General features: G+C 32.4%; 20 protein-coding genes. 8 read left to right on the top strand and 12 right to left on the bottom strand.

The window, feature by feature from the left end; genetic code table 11:
• Positions 1 to 85: 85 nt before the first annotated feature.
• Positions 86 to 490: a T9SS type A sorting domain-containing protein gene (locus DM444_RS11860; RefSeq protein WP_111286871.1), complete on the bottom strand. Its 405-nt coding sequence runs from the start codon at positions 488 to 490 to the stop codon at positions 86 to 88.
• 883 nt (positions 491 to 1,373) lie between these two features.
• Entirely contained in the window at positions 1,374 to 1,739 is a 366-nt protein-coding gene (locus tag DM444_RS11855) for a DUF3244 domain-containing protein (RefSeq protein WP_111286869.1), read from the bottom strand.
• 450 nt (positions 1,740 to 2,189) lie between these two features.
• On the opposite strand from DM444_RS11855, the gene DM444_RS11850 reads away from it, so the two are divergent.
• The 3 genes from DM444_RS11850 (at position 2,190) to DM444_RS11840 (ending at position 4,839) form a co-directional block, all read left to right on the top strand.
• The gene (locus DM444_RS11850; RefSeq protein ID WP_111286867.1) at positions 2,190 to 3,062 is read left to right on the top strand and encodes an AraC family transcriptional regulator; all 873 of its coding nucleotides are present in this window, start codon (positions 2,190 to 2,192) and stop codon (positions 3,060 to 3,062) included.
• A 286-nt stretch (positions 3,063 to 3,348) separates the two neighbouring features.
• A complete protein-coding gene (locus tag DM444_RS11845) occupies positions 3,349 to 4,218 on the top strand; it encodes an alpha/beta hydrolase (protein WP_111286865.1) in 870 nt (289 codons plus the stop codon).
• A 90-nt stretch (positions 4,219 to 4,308) separates the two neighbouring features.
• Positions 4,309 to 4,839 carry a hypothetical protein gene (locus tag DM444_RS11840; protein WP_111286863.1) on the top strand — a complete coding sequence of 177 codons (531 nt, stop codon included), beginning with the start codon at positions 4,309 to 4,311 and terminating at the stop codon, positions 4,837 to 4,839.
• 57 nt (positions 4,840 to 4,896) lie between these two features.
• Here DM444_RS11840 and DM444_RS11835 read toward each other — a convergent pair whose 3' ends face one another.
• The 3 genes from DM444_RS11835 to DM444_RS11825 form a co-directional block, all read right to left on the bottom strand.
• Positions 4,897 to 5,931 carry a hypothetical protein gene (locus DM444_RS11835; protein ID WP_111286861.1) on the bottom strand — a complete coding sequence of 345 codons (1,035 nt, stop codon included), beginning with the start codon at positions 5,929 to 5,931 and terminating at the stop codon, positions 4,897 to 4,899.
• 175 nt (positions 5,932 to 6,106) lie between these two features.
• Positions 6,107 to 7,075 carry a TerC family protein gene (locus DM444_RS11830; RefSeq protein WP_111286859.1) on the bottom strand — a complete coding sequence of 323 codons (969 nt, stop codon included), beginning with the start codon at positions 7,073 to 7,075 and terminating at the stop codon, positions 6,107 to 6,109.
• Between the two features lie 280 nt (positions 7,076 to 7,355).
• A complete protein-coding gene (locus DM444_RS11825; RefSeq protein ID WP_111286892.1) occupies positions 7,356 to 8,372 on the bottom strand; it encodes a glutamine synthetase beta-grasp domain-containing protein in 1,017 nt (338 codons plus the stop codon).
• Between the two features lie 429 nt (positions 8,373 to 8,801).
• Here DM444_RS11825 and DM444_RS11820 point away from each other — a divergent pair, with 429 nt between their 5' ends.
• The 3 genes from DM444_RS11820 to DM444_RS11810 all read left to right on the top strand — a co-directional run bounded on the left by DM444_RS11820 (position 8,802) and on the right by DM444_RS11810 (position 12,793).
• Positions 8,802 to 10,991, top strand: coding sequence for a glutamine synthetase III family protein (locus DM444_RS11820; protein WP_111286857.1), 2,190 nt, complete (start codon positions 8,802 to 8,804; stop codon positions 10,989 to 10,991).
• Between the two features lie 150 nt (positions 10,992 to 11,141).
• Positions 11,142 to 12,320 carry an AIR synthase related protein gene (locus tag DM444_RS11815; RefSeq protein ID WP_111286855.1) on the top strand — a complete coding sequence of 393 codons (1,179 nt, stop codon included), beginning with the start codon at positions 11,142 to 11,144 and terminating at the stop codon, positions 12,318 to 12,320.
• A gap of 116 nt (positions 12,321 to 12,436) precedes the next feature.
• Positions 12,437 to 12,793: a hypothetical protein gene (locus tag DM444_RS11810; protein WP_111286853.1), complete on the top strand. Its 357-nt coding sequence runs from the start codon at positions 12,437 to 12,439 to the stop codon at positions 12,791 to 12,793.
• An 82-nt stretch (positions 12,794 to 12,875) separates the two neighbouring features.
• On the opposite strand, the gene DM444_RS11805 is transcribed toward DM444_RS11810, so the two are convergent.
• Complete coding sequence (locus DM444_RS11805; protein WP_111286851.1) at positions 12,876 to 13,499, bottom strand: M949_RS01915 family surface polysaccharide biosynthesis protein; 624 nt, start codon at positions 13,497 to 13,499, stop codon at positions 12,876 to 12,878.
• A 136-nt stretch (positions 13,500 to 13,635) separates the two neighbouring features.
• Between DM444_RS11805 and DM444_RS11800 the strand changes: the two genes are divergently transcribed.
• Both DM444_RS11800 and DM444_RS11795 read left to right on the top strand, forming a co-directional pair.
• Positions 13,636 to 15,966: a GH92 family glycosyl hydrolase gene (locus tag DM444_RS11800; RefSeq protein ID WP_111286849.1), complete on the top strand. Its 2,331-nt coding sequence runs from the start codon at positions 13,636 to 13,638 to the stop codon at positions 15,964 to 15,966.
• A 132-nt stretch (positions 15,967 to 16,098) separates the two neighbouring features.
• Positions 16,099 to 16,542, top strand: coding sequence for a hypothetical protein (locus DM444_RS11795; protein WP_111286890.1), 444 nt, complete (start codon positions 16,099 to 16,101; stop codon positions 16,540 to 16,542).
• 147 nt (positions 16,543 to 16,689) lie between these two features.
• Here the strand turns inward: DM444_RS11795 and DM444_RS11790 are convergent, their stop codons facing one another.
• The 6 genes from DM444_RS11790 to DM444_RS11765 all read right to left on the bottom strand — a co-directional run bounded on the left by DM444_RS11790 (position 16,690) and on the right by DM444_RS11765 (position 21,380).
• On the bottom strand, positions 16,690 to 18,546 hold the full coding sequence (locus DM444_RS11790) for a M61 family metallopeptidase (protein ID WP_111286847.1): 1,857 nt from the start codon (positions 18,544 to 18,546) through the stop codon (positions 16,690 to 16,692).
• Between the two features lie 109 nt (positions 18,547 to 18,655).
• The gene (locus tag DM444_RS11785) at positions 18,656 to 18,934 is read right to left on the bottom strand and encodes a DUF2805 domain-containing protein (protein ID WP_111286845.1); all 279 of its coding nucleotides are present in this window, start codon (positions 18,932 to 18,934) and stop codon (positions 18,656 to 18,658) included.
• 121 nt (positions 18,935 to 19,055) lie between these two features.
• On the bottom strand, positions 19,056 to 19,883 hold the full coding sequence (locus tag DM444_RS11780) for a sterol desaturase family protein (RefSeq protein WP_111286843.1): 828 nt from the start codon (positions 19,881 to 19,883) through the stop codon (positions 19,056 to 19,058).
• A gap of 126 nt (positions 19,884 to 20,009) precedes the next feature.
• A complete protein-coding gene (locus DM444_RS11775; protein WP_111286841.1) occupies positions 20,010 to 20,249 on the bottom strand; it encodes a GlsB/YeaQ/YmgE family stress response membrane protein in 240 nt (79 codons plus the stop codon).
• 42 nt (positions 20,250 to 20,291) lie between these two features.
• Complete coding sequence (gene aqpZ / locus DM444_RS11770; protein WP_111286839.1) at positions 20,292 to 20,999, bottom strand: aquaporin Z; 708 nt, start codon at positions 20,997 to 20,999, stop codon at positions 20,292 to 20,294.
• A gap of 24 nt (positions 21,000 to 21,023) precedes the next feature.
• The gene (locus DM444_RS11765; RefSeq protein WP_111286837.1) at positions 21,024 to 21,380 is read right to left on the bottom strand and encodes a DoxX family protein; all 357 of its coding nucleotides are present in this window, start codon (positions 21,378 to 21,380) and stop codon (positions 21,024 to 21,026) included.
• Positions 21,381 to 21,408: the final 28 nt, after the last annotated feature.

The raw sequence follows: 21,408 nt of genomic DNA, 5'->3' as shown, positions 1-21,408 counted from the left end.
GAGCTGTTTTTAAAACTTTTGAAAGTTTTTAACTTACTAACTATCTAACCTCACTTTTTATACTGTATAAGAGTATAAAACTTTTCTAGCGTACTGCTACGCTTGTATTTTTAGCAAAACCTGGTTTGTAAACTGAAGAAACTGCATTTTTAGATAAAACAGTATTTTCATCAGTTATTGTAATTTCATATTTTGCTTTTTTGATATTGTCTTCAACTTCTAAGAAATAAGTTCCTTCTGGGAATTCTTGTAAACTAAAAGTTCTTAATATTCCATCTTTCCCAGAAGCAGTTTCAGAATAAATTAGAGTTCCTTCTTTATCGTAAATTGCCAAATTAGCTTTCTGCGTTTGATTAAGAGCGAAAGTGATTAATTTTCCATTAGCTTTAATTACGTGAAGATTAAACTCTCCAGTTCCATCAATTGCGTATGTGCTAATTCCTGTAAAAAGCAACGCTGCTACTAAACTCAATCTGATAATCTTTTTCATGGTAATTAGTTTTTAATTAATATTTCTTCTAATTCTCTGATGCTAAATTACTTCAGATGTAAGTAAAAAATCACAACTGTATTTTCCAATTTCTATGCTATATTCTCATTTACGAAACCGTTATAGGTTAAAATATGAATTATATTTATCGTTTTCGTTAAATCGGTTATTATTTTTCAACGTTTTTCGTGATTTTTAATTTACATTGAATTAAAGATTGGCTTAGAAAATGTAGGAATTTTGAAAAGATGCTAAGTTGCTAAGATTCCGAGGTTCTAAGTTTTTTTTATTGTGTTTTGTTTTAACGCAAAGGGCGCTAAGATTTACGCAAAGCGCGCTAAGTTTTTTGAGTAAATTCTAAAGAATAAAAGTTCGCAAAGCTTTATCTATATATAGGTATAGCTTTGCGAACTTTGCGTTTATATACGCGCTCAATGGTAAAAAAAAACCTTGCGTTCTTTGCGTAAAAAAAACGTCATGAAGAAAAGGTAAAGCAAAAAAACAGTTCAATAACCGCAAAGCTCACAAAGATTTACGCAAAGTTCACAAAGTTTTTTTATCAAAGAGCATGCATATAAATGCAAAGTTCGCAAAGCTATATTACGATAAAGCTTTGCGAACTTTTTTATTCTATAAAATTTACTCAAAAAACTTAGCGCGCTTTGCGTAAATCTTAGCGCACTTTGCGGTAAAAAAACTTTGCGGTAAAATTTTATAACTCAAAATGTAAAGAGCAAAAAAAAACAGCTCAGTAACCACAAAGAGCTGTTTTTAAAACTTTTGAAAGTTTTTAACTTACTAACTATCTAACCTCACTTTTTATACTGTATTAAGAGTATAAAATTTTAAGTGCCGTGAAGTAGCACTTAACTTTAATATCTTCTTAGTTTAAAGAAGTAGTTCCTTTTGAAGATAAAACAGAAGTTTTAGCATCTACTGTAATATCGTATTTTACTTTTTTGTAGCTGTCAGCAACTTCTAAAATGTATTTTCCTTGTGGAAATTCTTCTAAACTGAAAGTTCTTAAGATTCCTTCTTTACCAGAAGCATTTTCAGTATAGATTAAATTACCATTAATATCGTATATACTGATAACAGCTTTTTGTAATTGATTAATTCCAAAAGCAATTACCTTGCCATTTCCTTTTAATACATGAAGATTTAACGCTTCATTTCCATCAATTGCATAAGTACTCATTCCTGTTAGAAGTACTGCACATACTAAACTTAATTTCATAATCTTTTTCATATTCTATAGTATTAAATTTTTTTCGTTCATTTCTCTGAGGCAAAGTTATAGCAGCATGTGTGTTATTTTAACATCTATATTTTCCAATTTCTATGCTATATTCTCATTTACGAAACCGTTATAGGTTAAAATTTGACTTTAATGTTGTGTTTTTGTTAATTTGATTGTTTTTCTTCAAAGTTTTTTAAAAACTTGATACTTCATAAAATTTCCATCTTTCTTACAAAATTTCACATATTTGTATAAAATCACGTTTTAAATGGGATAAATAAAAAAAAAGTGGAGAAAAAAAATAAGACCCTAAAAAAAAGCCGATTTTGCTATAAATTTTTCAGTGTTAAGAACGTTATTTTAATGTAAAATTCGCATTTACGAAACCGTTGTAGGTTAAAATTTAAATTATTTTAGGTGTTTTTGTTAAATTTGCTATTATTTTTTAAAGAAATTATCATGAAGACTATTGCCCCAGCTCTTGAAGTGATAACTAACTCATACGGAAGTTCTTTTACCTACACCAAACACGCCGAAAAGACCAATAGCAAAGCTCATTTATGGCATTATCATCCAGAAATTGAGTTGGTTTATATTAATGGCGGGGCTGGAAAAAGACAAATAGGGAGCCATGTTTCTTATTATACCAATGGTAGTTTACTTTTAATAGGAGCTAATTTACCGCATTGCGGTTTTACAAATGAGCAGACAGGGAATACGAATGAAACGGTTATTCATATTAAACCTGAATTTTTAGGAAGCGATTTTTTTGTTGCTCCAGAAATGAAAAGGGTGCAAAATATTTTGAAGCAGGCTAAAGGCGGAATCGCTTTTGGAGGCGAAACAAAAAAACGTATAGGGAAGAAAATTGAAATGATGGAAAACGAACCGCCATTTCAAAGATTGATGACACTTTTGAGCGTTTTGGACGAATTAGAATCAGCTGAGGAGTATACCATTTTGAATGCAGATGGATTTTCAATGGAACTTCAGACTCAGGATAATGACCGTATGAATGTGGTTTTCAATTTTGTGAAAGATCATTTTCAGGAATCTATTTCTATAGATGAGGTTTCGAGTCTGGTAAGTATGACTACGCCTTCGTTCTGTCGTTATTTTAAAAAGATTTCGAATAAAACATTTACAGAGTTTGTGAACGAATATCGTTTGGTGCACGCCTCTAAACTTTTGGCAGAACAGCCAATGAGTATTAATGAAGTTTGTTATGAAAGCGGTTTTAATAATTTTAGCCACTTTAGTAAATCATTCAAACAATATACAGGAAAAAGTGCATCGCAATACCGTCACGAACACAAGATCATAATTAGTTAGTTTTTTTGCCACAAAAAGTTTTGCTATTTGTTATTGTTCAAGTTATAGGTTAAAAAAATGTTTTGTCCCAAATTACATAAATTAATAAGAACTTATTCTTATTGCATTTGAGAGAAACAATATTGCAAAACTGCGATTGAATTAAGAATTATTTTATTCTGATTGCAAATCTGAAGTGGCAGAAAAAATAGAAAATCCGACTAGTCAAAAGCTGGTCGGATTTTTCATATATTTTATTCTGAAAAAAAGTATATTTACAGACCCTAATCAGAAAAAAATATCGAAAATGAAAAAAATCAAAATGCTATTATCTGCATTTTTGCTTTGTCTTACCACCATGACATACGCAGCAAAAGTAGATACTTTACAAGTCGCCAGTACCGCTATGGGGAAAACCTATAAAGCTGCGGTAGTTTTACCAAATTCTTATGCAAAAAGTAAATCGGCTTTTCCGGTTATGTACTTGTTGCATGGGGCTTACGGACATTTTAGCGATTGGCTTAAAAATACGCCAAACAAAAAACTGGTTCATAATCTGGCAGATCAGTATAATATGATTATCGTAATGCCAGAAGGTGAGACGTTTAGTTTTTATATTGATAGTCCTGTAAACAAAGAAAGTCAGTTTGAGACTTTTATTACACAGGAAGTTGTGCAAAAAGTAGACAAAACATACCGAACGATTGCCGCTAAAAACGGAAGGGTAATTACAGGTCTTTCGATGGGCGGACATGGCGCATTATATTTATCTGCCAAACATCCCGATTTGTTTTGCGCAGCTGGAAGTATGAGCGGTGCGGTAGATATGAGTACGATGCTTAACAGGGATTCTTCGGCGCAAATTGTAAAATTAATGCAGCCTGTTTTTGGAGATAAAAGCGGTAATACAGAATTGTATGAGCAAAATTCTGTTCTAAGAATGGCTGATAAATTAAAAGCAAACAAATTGCCATTAATAATAGATTGCGGAGTAGATGATTTTTTAATTGAACCAAACAGAGAATTGCACAGAAGATTGGTTTATAATAAAGTTGATCATGATTATACCGAAAGACCAGGAGCGCATACTTGGGATTATTGGGAAAATTCACTTCCGTATCATGCATTATTTTTTAGTAAAATACTAGCTAAGAATCAGGTTACTGCAAAAAAATAAGGACATTTTTATTTTAAATTAAGCCAGATCACTTTTTTTGGTTTGATTTTTGGAATACCTTTATAGTATAATACTTAAAAAAAATATGTTATGAAAAAGATACTTACCTTATTTGCAGTTATTGGTTTAGTTGCATTTTCTAGTTGTGAAGGGCCAGAAGGGCCTCCGGGAGTGCCAGGACAAGATGGACAGGATGGATTGCCTGGGAATGTTAATGAAATTTTTGAAGTTACTTTAGATTTTAATAATGCTAATAATTACGGAAGAACTTATGTTCTTGATCCAGTTATAGCACAAGGTGATAATCTTTTAGTCTATGAATTGGTTAATACTAATGACGGAATTGACACTTGGGCGCTTTTACCACAGGTTTATTATCTTTCTAATGGATCAGCTCAGTATAATTTTAGTTTTTCATACGATCAATTTTCAATTTTTATAGATTCAGATTTTGATCCTGCTCTTTTACCAGCTGCATTTACTACAAATAAAACTTTTAGAGTAGTTATTCTCCCAGGTGCGGTTTTTGGTAAATCTGTAAATAAGGCAGATTACTCAGATTATAATGCGGTAATCAAGAAATATAATATTGATGATAGTAATGTTAAGAAACTAAACTAAGTTTTTAAGACTGAAAAAAAAGGAAATCGTGAGATTTCCTTTTTTTATGATTACTTCTTACCTACCCCTGATGATATCTCTTCTTCCTTCGCCTTCACTTGTCTTAATTTCTACGTTAAGAGAAGGGTCAAATGGTTTTTCTGTAATCTTAATTATTGGTAATGCCATTGTGTAATCATTAATTGGAATAGCTGATAATCCGTCTGAAATTTTTGGATGAAGTGAGATTAATAAAGCTTTTTTTTCTTTTGTAGGAGAAAATTTGAAATTAATATACCTTTCTATTTGTCCTCGGCTGTCTAAAGTAAATGATCTGGTATTATTTACATAGTCAGTAGCGTCTAAACCAATCACTCCATCTTTGACACATGGGTCTAGATTTATGTTTCTAAGGTATGGCGGAGTAATTATTCCATCATCTTTTAATTGGGCATATACTGTTGGGAAACCATCACTGAATTTTTTATCTATTAAGTATCTATTATCGTAGAATATGACTGTAAGATTTATTTCGTAACTAACATTTGCTTTAAATGGATATTCAATTGAAATGGCAGAACCCTGATTGTCATTATGGCTTGTAACTCTGCTTCTTATATCAGTTCTTTTTTCTTCTTTATTGCTTACAAATAATATAAGTGACCCATAATAAAGATTATGATGTGGTGTTCCAAAACCTCTTACTAAACATGACTTACCTTCTGAAGTAGGATAAGGATATGGGTTAATTCCATAAACTCCAGAATCTGTATAATAAGAGTTTCCGTTATTATATCTTTTTACCGTGCATCCGCTATTTGACGGATGAGTTGGCGGATAGCCGAAATTTATAGAAACAGTGTGTTCTGAAGTTTTGTAAGTTTTATTTTTCGAGTTCGCATTATCTTTTGTTTTTTCAGGAATGTCATATACTAATATAGGTTTTTTAGGTTTTGAGCCATCAGTAATTTCTGCTTCATATATAATGTCTCCATTAATAATGTAGGTTTGAGTAGGATTTTTACCAGATTGGCTTTTAGATGATAATTCTTCTTTATTATCACATCCTGTAATAATAAAAGTGAACAATAAATAATAATAAAATTTTCTCATGATAAAATATTTAAAGGTTTATAATGAGATAAATGTATTTATAAAATATGTAATATCTTATTTTTAAAAGTTAAAACATAGTATTTATCTTATGTTTTAGCTTTTAATCAAATTAAACAAATAAAAAAAGGAAATCGAGAGATTTCCTTTTTTTATATCTATATGTTTTGAAAACTTATTCCTTTTCAGAATCTGTCAATACTTTTTCTGGTCCAAACTTAAGGGAAACTAAAATTCCAACTAAAAGAGATAAGGCAATAAACCCTAAAGAAGCCCATTCTGGAACGTGTATCCAATCATGTAAAAGCATTTTTAATCCTACAAAAGCTAAAATTGCAACTAAACTGTATTCTAAATAACTGAATTTTGCCAGCATATTAGCCAAGAAGAAATACATAGAACGTAATCCAAGAATAGCAAAAATATTAGAACTGAATACTAAAAACGGATCTTTAGTAATAGCAAGAATTGCAGGAACACTGTCAACAGCAAATAAAACATCCATAACTTCAATAACGATCAAAGCTACAAATAATGGAGTTGCTGCTTTTTTTGCTGTTTTAGTTGAAATAAAAAATTTCTCACCATCCATTTCAGAGGTAATCGGCATAATTTTTCCTAACGTTTTGTATACGAAAGAATCTTTTGGATGAAAATCTTCTTCTTCGCCAGAGAAAAGCATTTTTATTGCAGTAAATATTAAGAAAACTCCAAAGACATAAGTTGTCCAAGCAAATTTATTGATCAGCATTACTCCGAAGAAAATCATCAAACCACGGAAAACAATTGCTCCAAGAATTCCCCAGAATAAAACGCGGTGCTGGTATTTTTGCGGAATCTTAAACGAAGCAAAAATAATTGCAATAACAAAGATATTGTCCACACTTAGCGAAAGCTCTATCAAATAACCAGTAATAAACTTCATTGAAGCAACTGCAGGTTTTAAACCGTCAGGGTTTTCTATGTAATCTGTAGTGTATAGCCAGTAGATTACGCCAGAAAAAAGAAAAGATAAAGTTACCCAGATTAAAGTCCATTTGCTGGCTTCTTTAGTACTAATAATATGTGGCGTTTTGTTGAAGACACCAAGGTCTAAAGCAAGAATAAAAATTACAGCAAGTAAAAAGAGAATCCAGACTATCATAAATGAATTTTTTAAATGATGTACAAAGATAAGTTTTGATGTTTAACTTAAAAATTAATTTTATAAGAAACTTACTTTTAAAGTTAGAGAAAATTTGTTTGAATTTGAGAATGTGAAAAGTGAGCAGTAAAAGGTTCTCGACTCCGCTCGAACTGACAGAAGAAGATTTTTCAAGTTTCCAGTTTGTCACATTGAGCGAAGTCGAAATGCATTTTACTAATAAAAAAAAGTGCCAGCAAATAAATGCTGGCACTTTTTAGAATATAAATTAAGCTTTGAATTAGATCGCTGAGTTAACAGTTTTGATAATTCTAGCAGCAATTTTGTAAGGGTCTCCGTTTGAAGCTGGTCTTCTGTCTTCTAACCAACCTTTCCATCCTTTTTGAACAGTCATTAAAGGAATTCTGATAGAACATCCTCTGTCTGAAACTCCATAAGAGAAATCGTGGATAGAAGCAGTTTCGTGTTTACCAGTTAAACGTTGGTCATTGTAAGCTCCGTAAACTGCGATGTGCTCAGCAGTAACAGGACGGAAAGCTTCACAAATTCTTTCGTAAGTTGCTTGATCTCCACATGTTCTTAATACAGTGTTAGAGAAGTTAGCGTGCATTCCAGAACCATTCCAGTCAGTATCTCCTAGAGGTTTTGGGTGATATTCAATATAGTAACCATATTTCTCAGTTAAACGGTCTAATAGGTAACGAGCAACCCAGATTTCATCTCCAGCTTTTTTAGCTCCTTTAGCGAATAATTGGAATTCCCATTGTCCGCAAGCAACCTCTTGGTTGATTCCTTCAAAGTTGATTCCAGCAGCGATACATAAATCAGCATGCTCTTCAACTAATTTTCTACCGTGTGTGTTTTTTCCACCTACTGAACAGTAGTACATCCCTTGTGGAGCAGGGTATCCTCCAACTGGGAAACCAAGTGGAAGTTGAGTTTTAGTATCCATGATGAAATACTCTTGTTCGAAACCAAACCAAAAATCGTCATTATCATCATCAATTGTAGCTCTACCGTTAGAAGGGTGTGGAGTTCCGTCTGCATACATAACTTCAGACATTACCAACCATCCGTTGATACGAGTTGGATCTGGATAAATTGCAACAGGTACTAAAAGACAGTCAGAAGAACCACCTTCAGCTTGTTTAGTTGACGAACCATCAAATGACCAGTTTCCAAGTTCTTCTAATGTTCCTTTGAAGTTTTCGTGCTCTTCAACTTTAGTTTTACTTCTAAGATTTTGAGTTGGTTCATATCCATCTAACCAAATGTACTCTAACTTAATTTTAGCCATAATAATATAAATTAATTTTTTTGTTTTTTTTCGTTGGGTCAAATATAGATTTATTTTTTTAGTCCTAAAAATTAGGGGGCTATTTTGTTTATCGAAGTATAATTTTTTGGATAAGCGCAATTTTGATAGGGGTATATTTTAAAAAAAGCAATTTTAGTAACTCTAAAAATGTAAATTCGTAATAATTACGGCACTTTTTTGAATTCTTGAGTTAAGAAATTATGAAAAAATGTTTATTTAATCAATATTACCGTACACTTTTGTGATATTTCTGTGATTTGAATTCATTATTCTTCGAAAAAAGCATCTTCTATTGAAAAATCAATGACTAAAAATCTCTTTGATATATTTAAAATAGGCTCATTTATTGTTTATCTTTGTTCCTCATTTTTTTAGTGAAAATTAGTACGAATTAAAATATACATAACCATGTCAACATTACGTTTCCAAGCTTTACAACAAGCTTCAAACAGAAAGCCAGTACATTTTGAAGAAATTGGCCGAAAATCTAATCTTTTTGGTGCAAATGTGTTTAATGAAAAAGCAATGAAGCAATATTTAACTCCAGATGCTTTTAAAGGAGTAAGAGATGCCATTCAGCACGGAACAAAAATCGACAGAAAGATGGCAGATTATATCGCCATGGGAATGAAAGAATGGGCTCTGGCGAAAGGAGTTACACATTATACACACTGGTTTCAGCCTTTAACAGGAACTACTGCAGAAAAACACGATGCTTTTTTTGAAACTTCTTATGACGGAAGTGATCCTGTAGAGAAATTTGGCGGCGCACAATTGGTTCAGCAAGAGCCAGATGCATCAAGTTTTCCAAATGGCGGAATCAGAAATACTTTTGAGGCAAGAGGTTATACAGCTTGGGATCCAACTTCTCCAGCTTTTATATATGGTACAACTTTATGTATTCCAACAGTTTTTATTGCTTACACGGGTGAAGCTTTAGATAATAAAATTCCTTTATTAAGAGCATTATCGGCAATTGATGAAGCAGCAACAGAAGTTTGTAAATATTTTGACAAAAATGTAAAAAAGGTAACAGCAACTTTAGGATGGGAACAAGAATATTTCTTGATAGATAAAGCTTTAGCAAATTCTCGCCCTGATTTAGTAATGACTGGAAGAACTTTATTAGGACATACTTCGGCAAAAGGACAGCAGTTAGATGATCACTATTTTGGATCAATTCCAACTCGCGCTCTTACTTATATGAGAGATTTAGAACAGGAATGTATGTTATTGGGAATTCCAGTAAAAACACGTCATAATGAGGTTGCACCAAATCAGTTTGAGTTGGCTCCAATTTTTGAAGAAACTAATTTAGCTGTTGACCACAACTCTTTATTAATGGATGTAATGCAAAGAGTTGCTGAACGTCATGATTTTAAAGTATTATTTCACGAAAAACCATTTAAAGGAGTAAACGGTTCTGGAAAACACAACAACTGGTCATTGGCTACAGATACTGGAGTTAATTTATTAAGTCCGAGTAAAACGCCAATGAGCAATTTACAGTTTTTGACTTTCTTTATTAATACGATAAAAGCAGTAAACGATAACGAAACTTTATTAAGAGCATCTATTGCAACAGCAAGTAACGACCACAGGTTAGGAGCAAACGAAGCGCCGCCAGCAATTATGTCGGTATTTATTGGTGCACAATTAACTAAAGTTTTATCTGAGTTAGAAAGCGTTACAACAGGAAAACTTTCGCCAGAAGAAAAAACAGATTTGAAACTGAACGTTGTTGGTAAAATTCCAGACGTATTATTAGACAATACAGACAGAAATAGAACTTCGCCTTTTGCTTTTACAGGAAATAAATTTGAGTTTAGAGCAGTTGGTTCAAATTCAAACTGTTCAAATGCAATGACAACTTTGAATGCGATTGTGGCAAAACAGTTAATTGACTTTAAAAACGAAGTGGAAAACCTAATCGAGTCGAAAGACATGAAAAAGGATGATGCTATTTTTAATGTTTTAAGAGAATACATTAAACAATCTAAAAAGATTCTTTTTGAAGGTGACGGTTACAGCGAAGCTTGGGAAAAAGAAGCTGCAAAAAGAGGGTTAAGCAATTTTAAAACAACTCCAGAAGCTATTAAAGCTAAGGTTTCTAAACAAGCTTTGGATTTATTTGAAGAATTAGGAATCTTTAACCACGTTGAAGCTGAAGCTCGTTACGAAATTGAATTGGAAGAATACACTAAAAAAATCCAGATTGAAGGAAGAGTTTTAGGAGATATTGCTAGAAATCATGTTATTCCAACCGCAATTCGCTACCAAAATACCTTAATTGAAAATGTAAAGGGCTTAAAAGAGATTTTCGGAAAAGAATTTGAAACGATTGCAAGCGAGCAGATTGTTTTAATTAAAGAAATCTCAGGCCATATTGAAGGGATTAATTCTAAAGTATTGGCAATGACCAATGAAAGAAAAAAAGCAAATCAATTGACTGACGGTCAAAAAATGGCTGAAGCATACTGCAATAAAGTAAAACCTTATTTTGAAGATATCCGTAATCACTGTGATAAATTGGAGCTTTTGGTTGATGACGAAAGCTGGACATTGACAAAATACAGAGAATTATTATTTACTAAATAATCGTTTCTATACCTATTATATATAACCTGTCTTTTTTAAGGCAGGTTTTTTTATATCAAATAGTGATTTTTTTTGAAACCTATATTTGAATAAGCAAAAGAATTAAAAAAAGGGATTATCTTTGCACCACATCAACACAAACTAATTTTCATGAGTTCAGATTCTAGCAAGAGATATGCACAAAGAGGTGTTTCGGCATCAAAAGAAGACGTACATAACGCTATAAAAAATATTGACAAAGGTTTATTTCCTCAGGCATTTTGTAAAATTGTACCTGATTATTTAACTCAGGACAACGATCATTGCCTTATTATGCACGCTGACGGAGCAGGAACAAAGTCATCTTTGGCATATATGTATTGGAAAGAAACTGGAGATCTTTCTGTTTGGAAAGGAATTGCGCAAGACGCATTAATCATGAATATTGATGATTTATTATGTGTTGGTGCGACTGATAATATTCTGCTTTCTTCAACAATTGGAAGAAATAAAAACTTAATTCCAGCTGAAGTTATTTCGGCAATCATCAACGGAACAGAAGAATTAATCAACGAATTAAAATCATTCGGCGTTACCATTCACTCAACAGGTGGAGAAACTGCTGATGTTGGAGATGTTGTTCGTACAATTATAGTAGATTCTACAGTTACAGCTCGTATGAAACGTGCAGATGTTGTAGACAATGCAAATATTAAAGCTGGAGACGTAATTGTTGGTTTGGCTTCTTTTGGTCAGGCAACTTATGAAAAAAGCTATAACGGCGGAATGGGAAGTAACGGACTTACTTCTGCGCGTCACGATGTTTTCGGAAAATATTTGGCTAAAAAATATCCAGAAAGTTATGATGCAGCAGTTCCAGAAGAATTAATTTATTCTGGACAAGTAAACTTAACTGATGAAGTGGAAAACAGCCCGATCAATGCTGGACAATTAGTGCTTTCTCCAACAAGAACTTACGCGCCAATTATCAAGAAAATTTTAGATAAATATACTCCAGAGGATATTCACGGAATGGTACACTGCAGCGGAGGCGCTCAGACTAAAATTTTACACTTCGTAAAAGATTTACACGTTATAAAAGACAATTTATTTCCAGTACCACCATTGTTCAAATTAATTCAAGAACAATCAAAAACAGATTGGAAAGAAATGTATCAAGTTTTCAACTGTGGACACAGAATGGAGCTTTACGTTCCAGAAAACATTGCACAAGATATTATTGAAATTTCAAAATCATTCAATGTTGATGCGCAAATCGTAGGTAGAGTGGAAGCTTCAGAAGAGAAGAAACTTACCATTACAAGTGAATACGGAACATTCAATTATTAATCTAGTTGTAAAGATTCAAAGGTTCAGAGTTGCAAAGACTTTGAAACTTTTAAAATAATTATTAAATTTAGAGATGCATAATTGTGCATCTCTATGTTTTTTTAACACATTATATTATGTACGAATTACTTTTTTGGAAATATCTAGACGAAATCTACCTTAATAATCAAGAAGTTTATGAAGCGCTGCTTGAAAAAGAAGAAGTTGAAGGTCTAGCCGTTCTTCAAATTGATGTAATCGTAAATAGGATCAATTCTGTCTTTTCAGACTGGGAAAGAGTGGATGAAAACAGCTGGAAAAACCCAAAAGGAAAAGGTGCATTTCAAGTTATTACCACACCACAAAGCATAAAAATTGACTGCTACGGAACAGAAGGAAAAACCATGAATAAATTAGTAGATATCATGGAAGAATTCAAATGTCCGCTTTACGATCCACAAGTTCCAGAACGTTACGACGAAATGAACGAGTAAAAATAATTGTTAATTGTAAATTGTTAATGATTGATTGTTGTTGATAATTCACCATTTACAATTAACAATTAACAATTAAAATTTAGCCGTTTTTCAAAAGCAAATCCTGTTCTTTTCTCATTTTAGCCAGCAATTGATCAACATAGGTTTTAATTTTCTGCGGAAGCGTATTCCAATTTTGATCCTTTTTAAAACTTCTGCAATCGTCTAAATCGCACTCAACTGCGCGAATAACGTATTTTTTTGTTTTGTAAAGCGTAATAATTTTTACTCTTCTTATATAGCCATCTTCTGTTCTGGTTCCATAAACTACAATAGGATCAATATAACCGTCGCCGTCAATGTCTTTTGTATTACAATATTTTGTCCAAAACCAAATGTTAGTTTCTTTTGGCTCATAATCTTCAAGAAGATCATTAATTCTCCATTTTTCTAAAAATCCGCCGTGATCATTAACTACACAGATTGCTTGTATTTTGGTATTTAAAGTATCTTTTTTAGAAATTGTTTTTTGATTTTCGGCTAAAACCAATTCGTAAACGCCTCCTTTATCACTGAATTCAAATGCTTTGTAAATAGGAAAATCGGTTACATCTTTAAGTTCTCTTTCTGAAATTTCTTGTTTGGTTAATTTATAGCTTTCTACTTTTTGAGAAAAAATTAATGTCGAATAAAATGAAAGTAGAAATGCAATATATTTTTTCATGCTTACTATATATTTTTAGTATATCAAAGATATTTAAACCTTTTGAGTTCTGCTAAATTTATGTTTTTTAAAAACAGTTTTTGTTGTACTTTTCTGAATTAAAATAACAGCAAATATTTCCACAAAAAATTATAAAATGGCTAAGATAAACTGCGTCAAATTTCTTTTCGGTATATCGGTTTTAATGCTTTTTTCCAATACTATAATTGGGCAAAAGAAAGCCGACGAAAAGCGAAATCTAATTCAATATGTAGATCCAATGATTGGAACTGCGAAAATGGGACATACTTATCCAGGTGCGACAGTTCCTTTTGGAAGCGTGCAATTGAGTCCAGAAACTGACACAATCGCTTACAGTTTAAGCGGAAAATACAATGGAGAGGTTTATAAATATTGTGCAGGTTATCAATATGAAGATAAAACGATTCTAGGTTTTAGTCACACGCATTTCAGCGGGACAGGGCATTCTGATTTGGGCGATTTTTTAATTATGCCTACAACAGGAAAACTACAATTAAATCCGGGTGTGGCATCAAAACCTTTATCAGGTTATAGATCGGCATTTTTACATTCGACTGAAAAAGCAGAACCAGCATATTATAGCGTTTTTCTGGAAGATCATAAAATAAAAGCAGAATTGACAGCGACAACTCGTGTTGGAATGCATCAATATACTTTTCCAAAATCGGATCAAGCGCACATCATTTTAGATTTAACTTCTGGAATTTACAATTACGATAAAAAGAATGTCTGGACATTTGTTCGGGTAGAAAATGATACTTTGATAACTGGATATCGCCAAACAAATGGCTGGGCAAGAACTAGAACGGTTTATTTCGCAATGTCTTTCAATAAACCCATTAAAAGTTACGGGCAAGCTGCTCAAGAAAAAAGTGTTTATAGAGGTTTTTGGGGAAGATTCGATCAAACGAAAAACTTTCCAGAAATGGCAGGACAAAACTTGAAATTGTTTTTTGATTTTGATACCAATGAAGGCGAAAAAATCAAAATAAAAATGGCTTTATCGCCTGTAAGTTCTGCTGGAGCATTAGAAAACATGAAAAAAGAAACCCCTGATTGGGATTTTGAAAAAGTAAAAAAACAAAGTCAGGACATTTGGAATAAAGAATTGAATAAAATTCAGATTGAAACTATTCAAAAGGAAGATTTGGTCAATTTTTATACCGCAATGTATCATGCTTTTCTTGGTCCGACAGAATACATGGATTTAGACCGAAATTATAAAGGTCTGGATATGAATGTTCACAAAGCCGAAAATTTCACCAATTATACCAGTTATTCACTTTGGGATACGTATCGCGCTTTGCATCCATTATTTAATATTGTGCAGCCCAAAAGAAACGCCGATATGGTAAGTTCGATGTTAGCACATTCAGACCAAAGCGTTCATAAAATGCTTCCAATTTGGTCGCATTATGCTAATGAAAATTGGTGTATGATTGGGTATCATTCAGTTTCAGTTGTGGCAGATGCCATTGTAAAAGGAAATATTAGTTTTGATGCAGAAAAAGCGCTTCAAGCCTGTGTGAATACTGCAAAAGTGGCATATTATGACGGACTAGAATTTTACATGAATAAAGGATATGTTCCAGAGGATAAAAACGGCGCTTCGGTTTCTAAAACGCTAGAATATGCTTATGACGATTGGGCAATTGCACAGGCAGCAAAGAAATTAGGAAAGACAGAAATTTATAATGAATTCATCAATAGATCGAAAAATTATAAAAATGTGTATGATGAAAAAACAGGTTTCATGCGTCCGAAATTAAATGATGGAACTTTCAAAAAAGAATTTGATCCGTTAGATACCCATGGACAAGGTTTTATTGAAGGAAATTCTTGGAATTACAGCTTGTACGTTCCGCAAGATCCTGCCGATATGATTAAATTAATGGGCGGAAATGAGAAATTTAAAGTTCGTTTAGATTCATTATTCAACATGCATCTTCCAGATAAATATTTTGAAAATACAGAAGACATTACAAGAGATGGAATCATTGGGAATTATGTTCATGGAAATGAACCCTCGCATCACGTTGTGTACTTATACAATTGGACAGATTCTCCGTGGAAAGCTCAAGATAAAATTAGAATGATTTTGAAAAAAATGTACAGAAACGGTGCTGATGGTTTAGGAGGAAATGACGATTTCGGACAAATGAGCGCTTGGTATATTTTTAGCAGTTTAGGATTTTATCCTGTCGCGCCAGGTTCTGATGAATATGCTTTAGGAAGTCCGCTAATAAAAAATACTGTTTTGAATTTGGAAAATGGAAAAACTTTTGAAGTTTCAACAGTTAATCAATCTGATAAAAACGTATTTGTGAGCAAAGTGTTATTGAATGGAAAACAATTAGATAAACCGTTTTTAAAACATGAAGATGTTATAAACGGAGGAAAAATTACGTTTTATATGAGCAGCAAGCCAAATAAAAAAAGTTATTAAAAGAGTCCAAACCTAACAGGTTTTTAAACCTGTTAGGTTTAACAATAATATTAAATCAGTATAATTTGTGAATTCGTGGCAAATAACAAAAAACTTCACGAAATTTGCATTTCAAATAAAGAAAAACGAAATATGAAAATAAATCTAAAATCAGGAATTGATAAACTGCTTTTCGGAATGAAGCAGAATGATGTAACAGCTGCTTTAGGAAAACCGGATAAAAACTATAAAGACGAAGATGACAATGTGATTTTTGTTTACAATGCACATAAAATCAGATTGACATTTTATCAAGAAGAAGACCTGAAATTAGGTTATTTAGTAGCATCAAGTAATGATCTAGAAGTTTTCGGATTCAAATTAATCGGAAGAAAAATTGCTGATGTAAAGAAAGATTTCGCTGCAAAAGGAATTACAAAATACAATCAGGAAACTTTTGATACTTTCGAAAATTATTTCAATGAAGATAATTGGTTCATTCTTCAAACAGAATTTGACGAAGTTGTGAAGTTTGAAATCGGTGCAATTATCAATAGTAAGGATGAATTTGACTGGAAATTTCCTGTGAAGAAATAAGGCTTTTTTTTGTCAGGCTGAGCGGAGTCGAAGCCCACGTAAGTCAAATCTTGGGCAAAAGGCTTCGACTTCGCTCAGTCTGACAGACCAATGACATAAAAAAAACCGACAATCACTTGTCGGTTTTTTTTATTCTTTAAAAAGAAATTATCCTTTTAACCATGCATTTTTAAGTTTTTCTTTTGAAGCATCAGTTGCTTTAAAAGTTTCAGCTTCTTCGAATGGTAATTTTACAGTTCCTTTTACAGTTTCCTCTTTACCGCCACGTTTTACTTTAAGAGTGATTGGATCGTTTTCTTTCCAGTTTTCACTTTCGGTAATCAAATCATAAATATTATCTAGATTGTATGATTTATTATTTACAGCCAAAATTTTATCACCACCTTTTAAATTCAGGTTTTTAAAGAATTCAATTGATTCTGAATCAGGACGAACAGTAATTTCTTTTGTTGCTTTATCAATAGTAATGTATGGAGTTTGTCCTTTAATAAACGGATTTCCAGATTTTTTCTCAGTTGCTTTTGTTACACCAACTTTTGCTAAGTAGAAATCGTAAGGAATTGGAGTTGTTCCAGCAACATATTTGTTTAAGAATTCACCCACTTCTGGATAAGTTAAAGAAGTGATTTTTGCAAATAATTCATCATCATTAAATGGTTTTTCAATACCATATTCGTTAGATAATTTGTGCATTAAATCCAAAATCCCTCTTTCTCCGTTGCTTTTTTCTCTAATGATAATATCGATACACATACCAATTAAAGCTCCTTTTTGATATACATTTAAGTATTGATCTTTATATGGTTGCTCTAATACATTTTTACTCATTACAGTAAATGACATCGTATCATTTAAACCTTTAGCTTGCTCAATTTTATCAGCAATACGAGTATAGAATTCAGCTTCATCAATCAAACCTTGATTGATTTGGAAAAGATTAGCAAAGTATTCTGTCACACCTTCGTACATCCATAAATGCTCAGACATTTTTGGTGCATTGTAATCAAAATATTGAATCTCTTTTGAGTGAATAGTTAATGGAGTTACAATGTGGAAGAATTCGTGAGAAACTACATCTTTCATAGATTCTACCAATTTTTCTTTCGGCATTGATTCTGGTAAAACTACAGTTGTAGCAGTAGGATGCTCTAAAGCTCCAAAACCGTGTGCGTCATCTTTTGCCATGCTTGAAAGATATAATAACACGGTATATTTTTTAGTAGAATTTACTTTTCCTAAAAAGTTTTTCTGTGCTGTCATCATCGTTTTCATCTCTGGCGTAATACTTTCTGCAGTATATTTTCCAGTAGGAGAGTACACTGCGATTAAGATATCCATTCCATTTACATTAAATGTAGTATAATCTGGTTTAGAATACATAATCGGGTTCTCTACTAAAATAGCATAACGAGAAGTTTTAAATACATCTGAAGTATTGCTTGCATCTTCATCTGTCATAGAAGTTGCACCCCAAAGAGTTTCAGGATGTGTAACGGTAACTTTGTAAGGAACATCTAATTTATCTTGAAAATACCCCACAAAACCATGAGTGTTTAGCATGAAGTTTTTTCCTGCGTCAATGTTTGTTCCAGCTGGTGAGAAAACGTCATCGTTACCAAATCCAGTTCCTTTTTCAGTATCGAAAGTATCGTTTACTAAATAAGTGATTTTTTTTAATGATTTTGCATTCGAAATAGACCAAGAATTATCGTCTAATCTTTTTACAGTAAGTGCATTTCCTTTTGCATCAAAAGCTTTAAAGTCTTCTGAATATTTTCCGTAATTGTCTGTTGAATAAGTTCCAGGAACGGTTTTAGGAATGCTGTAAACAATTTCATCCGTTTTAATAGCTGGCGGAGTAACTGTTACTAAGACTTTATCGTCTTTAACATCGGTTAGATTGATATTAACTTCAACTATATTGCTTTTCGCGGCTCCAGTGCTACCCGTTTTACAGCTCCAAAAAGTTACCGCTAGAGCTAAGGTGTAAAGTATTTTTTTCATTTGTAAATGTTTAGTTAATTGTATTTGTCACAAAAAGTGATGAAAAGTTACTAAAAAATAACAATAATTTTAAAAATAAAAAAAACTCCTGAAAAACAGGAGCTTTATGTTAGTCTAATTTATTCTTGATATAATATTTTCCGTCCAAATCTTCATCAAAATCATCTATTTTTAAGGGTTTTGGTTTTGGTTTATTTGCAATTGCCTTCTTTTTCCACATCTCGAACTTTTCAAGAGGCATTTTCTTTTTCATGATGTCCAGGACTTCTTTTTCTGCCAATCCAAATTCCTTTTTTATAATTTCAAATGGATTTCTTTCTTCTAAAGCTAACGAAACAAGTTTTTCAGTTTGTTCCGGAGTTAATTCTTTGCGGCTACTCTTTTTCATCTCGTGAAAATTAATTCAAAATAGGGTGTTAATTATTAATAGATTGATTTTCAATTCTAGTATCAATATTAAAAAAAAAAATAATAAGTTGGTACAGTAGAGTGCAATTTTTTTATTGATTTTAACTGTTTTTAAAGGATCTTGATTTTTGAAATGGAATTTTTAGCAGATTCTTCAATTCATTGTTTTCTTCTGGCTGCATATGCGTGTCTACGCCATATATTAACTGGTCTTTTGGTAAATAGGTAAAAGTTCCAAAAAGCCTGTCCCAAACAGAAAAAATATTACCATAATTGCTATCTGTATAAGGCAGAACATAATGATGATGAACTTTATGCATATTAGGCGAAACAATAAAATAACTTAAAAAATTATCCAGTTTTTCTGGAAGCGAAATATTCGCATGATTAAATTGTGAAGCTACAACAGAGAGCGATTGATAAAGGAAAACCATCCACATTGGAGTTCCAACGATTAAAACGCCTAAAGTGGTAAAAACAAAACGAACCACGCTTTCTCCTGGATGATGTCTGTTTGCAGTTGTCGTATCAATCCAAGTATCTGTATGATGGACTAAATGAAATTGCCACAGAATTTTAACTTTATGTTCGACCAAATGTGCTAAATATGCTCCTATAAGATCGAGAAGCAGTAAACCAATTAGAGTATAAAGCCAAACTGGCATTTCGGGAAGCCATTGCAGAATTCCAAAATTATGGTCGATTGTCCAAGCAGCAGTTTGTATTAAAATGAAAGCCAAGATAAAATTGACAACAATTGTAGTGAAAGTAAAAAAGAAATTTATTCCCGCATGTGGCCATTTCTTATACTGCATTTTGAATAATGGAAAACTGTTTTCTATTAGCCAGAAAATGGTAATTCCGCCAACTAAAATCAAACTTCTATGTGAAGATGGAATAGTACTGAAGTAAGAAATAATTTCGTTCATAATACATTAATATTTGAGATGAAATGATGTTTCCTTTCTGATTTTATCCAAAGAAAAAGAGAAAACCACATATAAATATATCTGATTTTCTCTTTAAAAATTAATTATAAGCTAAATTTATAATTATTATTTTTTGATGAGGCTTATTATAAATAATAAAACCCAGGCACCTCCAACAGCAATTAAGATTTGCCAAAGAAGTCCGCCGCCTCCTATACCAAGTTTTCCTGCAATCCATCCGCCAATAAATCCGCCGATGATTCCAACAATAATGTTTCCAATTAATCCAAAGCCAGCACCTTTCCAAATTTGGCCAGCAAGCCATCCAGAAATTGCACCAATAAGTAAGAAATATAAAAATTCCATATTTTTTTAATTTTTTGTTAGAGTTTATTTATTTTGATCAAATTATGCTTCAGCATGATTTTGCAGCAATGTTTTATAAAGAAAACCGGCAGCTAAAGCGCCAAGAATAGGAGCGACCCAAAATAGCCAGACTTGTGATAATGGTTCTCCGCCTACAAAAATTGCTTGTGATAAAGATCTCGCTGGATTTACAGAAGTATTGGTAATTGGAATACTTATTAAGTGAATTAAAGTTAAAGCCAAACCAATTGCAACTCCAGCAAATTTTCCGTTTGCAAATTTATCAGTAGCTCCTAAAATCACTAATAAAAAGAATAATGTAAGTACAAATTCAGCAATAAAAGCGGCTTGTAACGAATAACCATCAGGAGAAAAAGCTCCGAAACCATTAGATGCAAAGGCTCCAGCTTTTGTGCTATCTATTGCAAATCCCGCTTTTCCAGAAGCTATTGTGTATAAGGTTCCTGCAGCGGCCGCTGCACCCACACATTGAGCAATGATGTAAGGAATAAGATCTTTGGCTGAAAATCTTCCGCCAGCCCATAAACCAAAAGAAACAGCAGGATTAAAATGACCGCCTGAGATATGCCCAACCGCGTATGCCATGGTAAGTACCGTTAAACCAAAAGCTAGAGCAACACCTGCAAATCCAATTCCTAAGTTTGGAATTCCCGCAGCAAATATCGCGCTTCCGCATCCTCCAAAAACAAGCCAATAAGTTCCAAAAAACTCTGCAAATAATTTTTTCATAATAAAATAATTTAAGGTTAATGTTTAGAATATATATTGGTAAGCCCAATAAATCAAAACAATTTGTAAGGGCAAACGTACAAATAAAATCCATCTTGGTAAACCAAAACCTGCTTTTTTATTTTGATACATGTATAAATTGGCAGGAAAAACAGCAATTAATAGCATAATAATTCCCCAGGCGGCAAAATTTGATGAAAAAGGCAGGATAAGAAGGATGCCTAAAATTATTTCGGCAGCACCACTTAAAATATTTATTAATTCGGGGTTCTTAAATAGAGGAGGAATGATTTTTATATACATTCCAGGCTTTCTAAAATGATTTATTCCAGCAAGAATATAAAGCAAAGCCATTAAATATAAATGCCAAGGTAAAATCATGATATCTAATTGTTTATCACGAAATTAT

This window comes from Flavobacterium ginsenosidimutans (genome assembly GCF_003254625.1).
Lineage (GTDB): Bacteria > Bacteroidota > Bacteroidia > Flavobacteriales > Flavobacteriaceae > Flavobacterium > Flavobacterium ginsenosidimutans.
The sequence above is the reverse complement of the archived record's forward strand: the minus strand, read 5'-3'. Positions and strand labels throughout refer to the sequence as shown.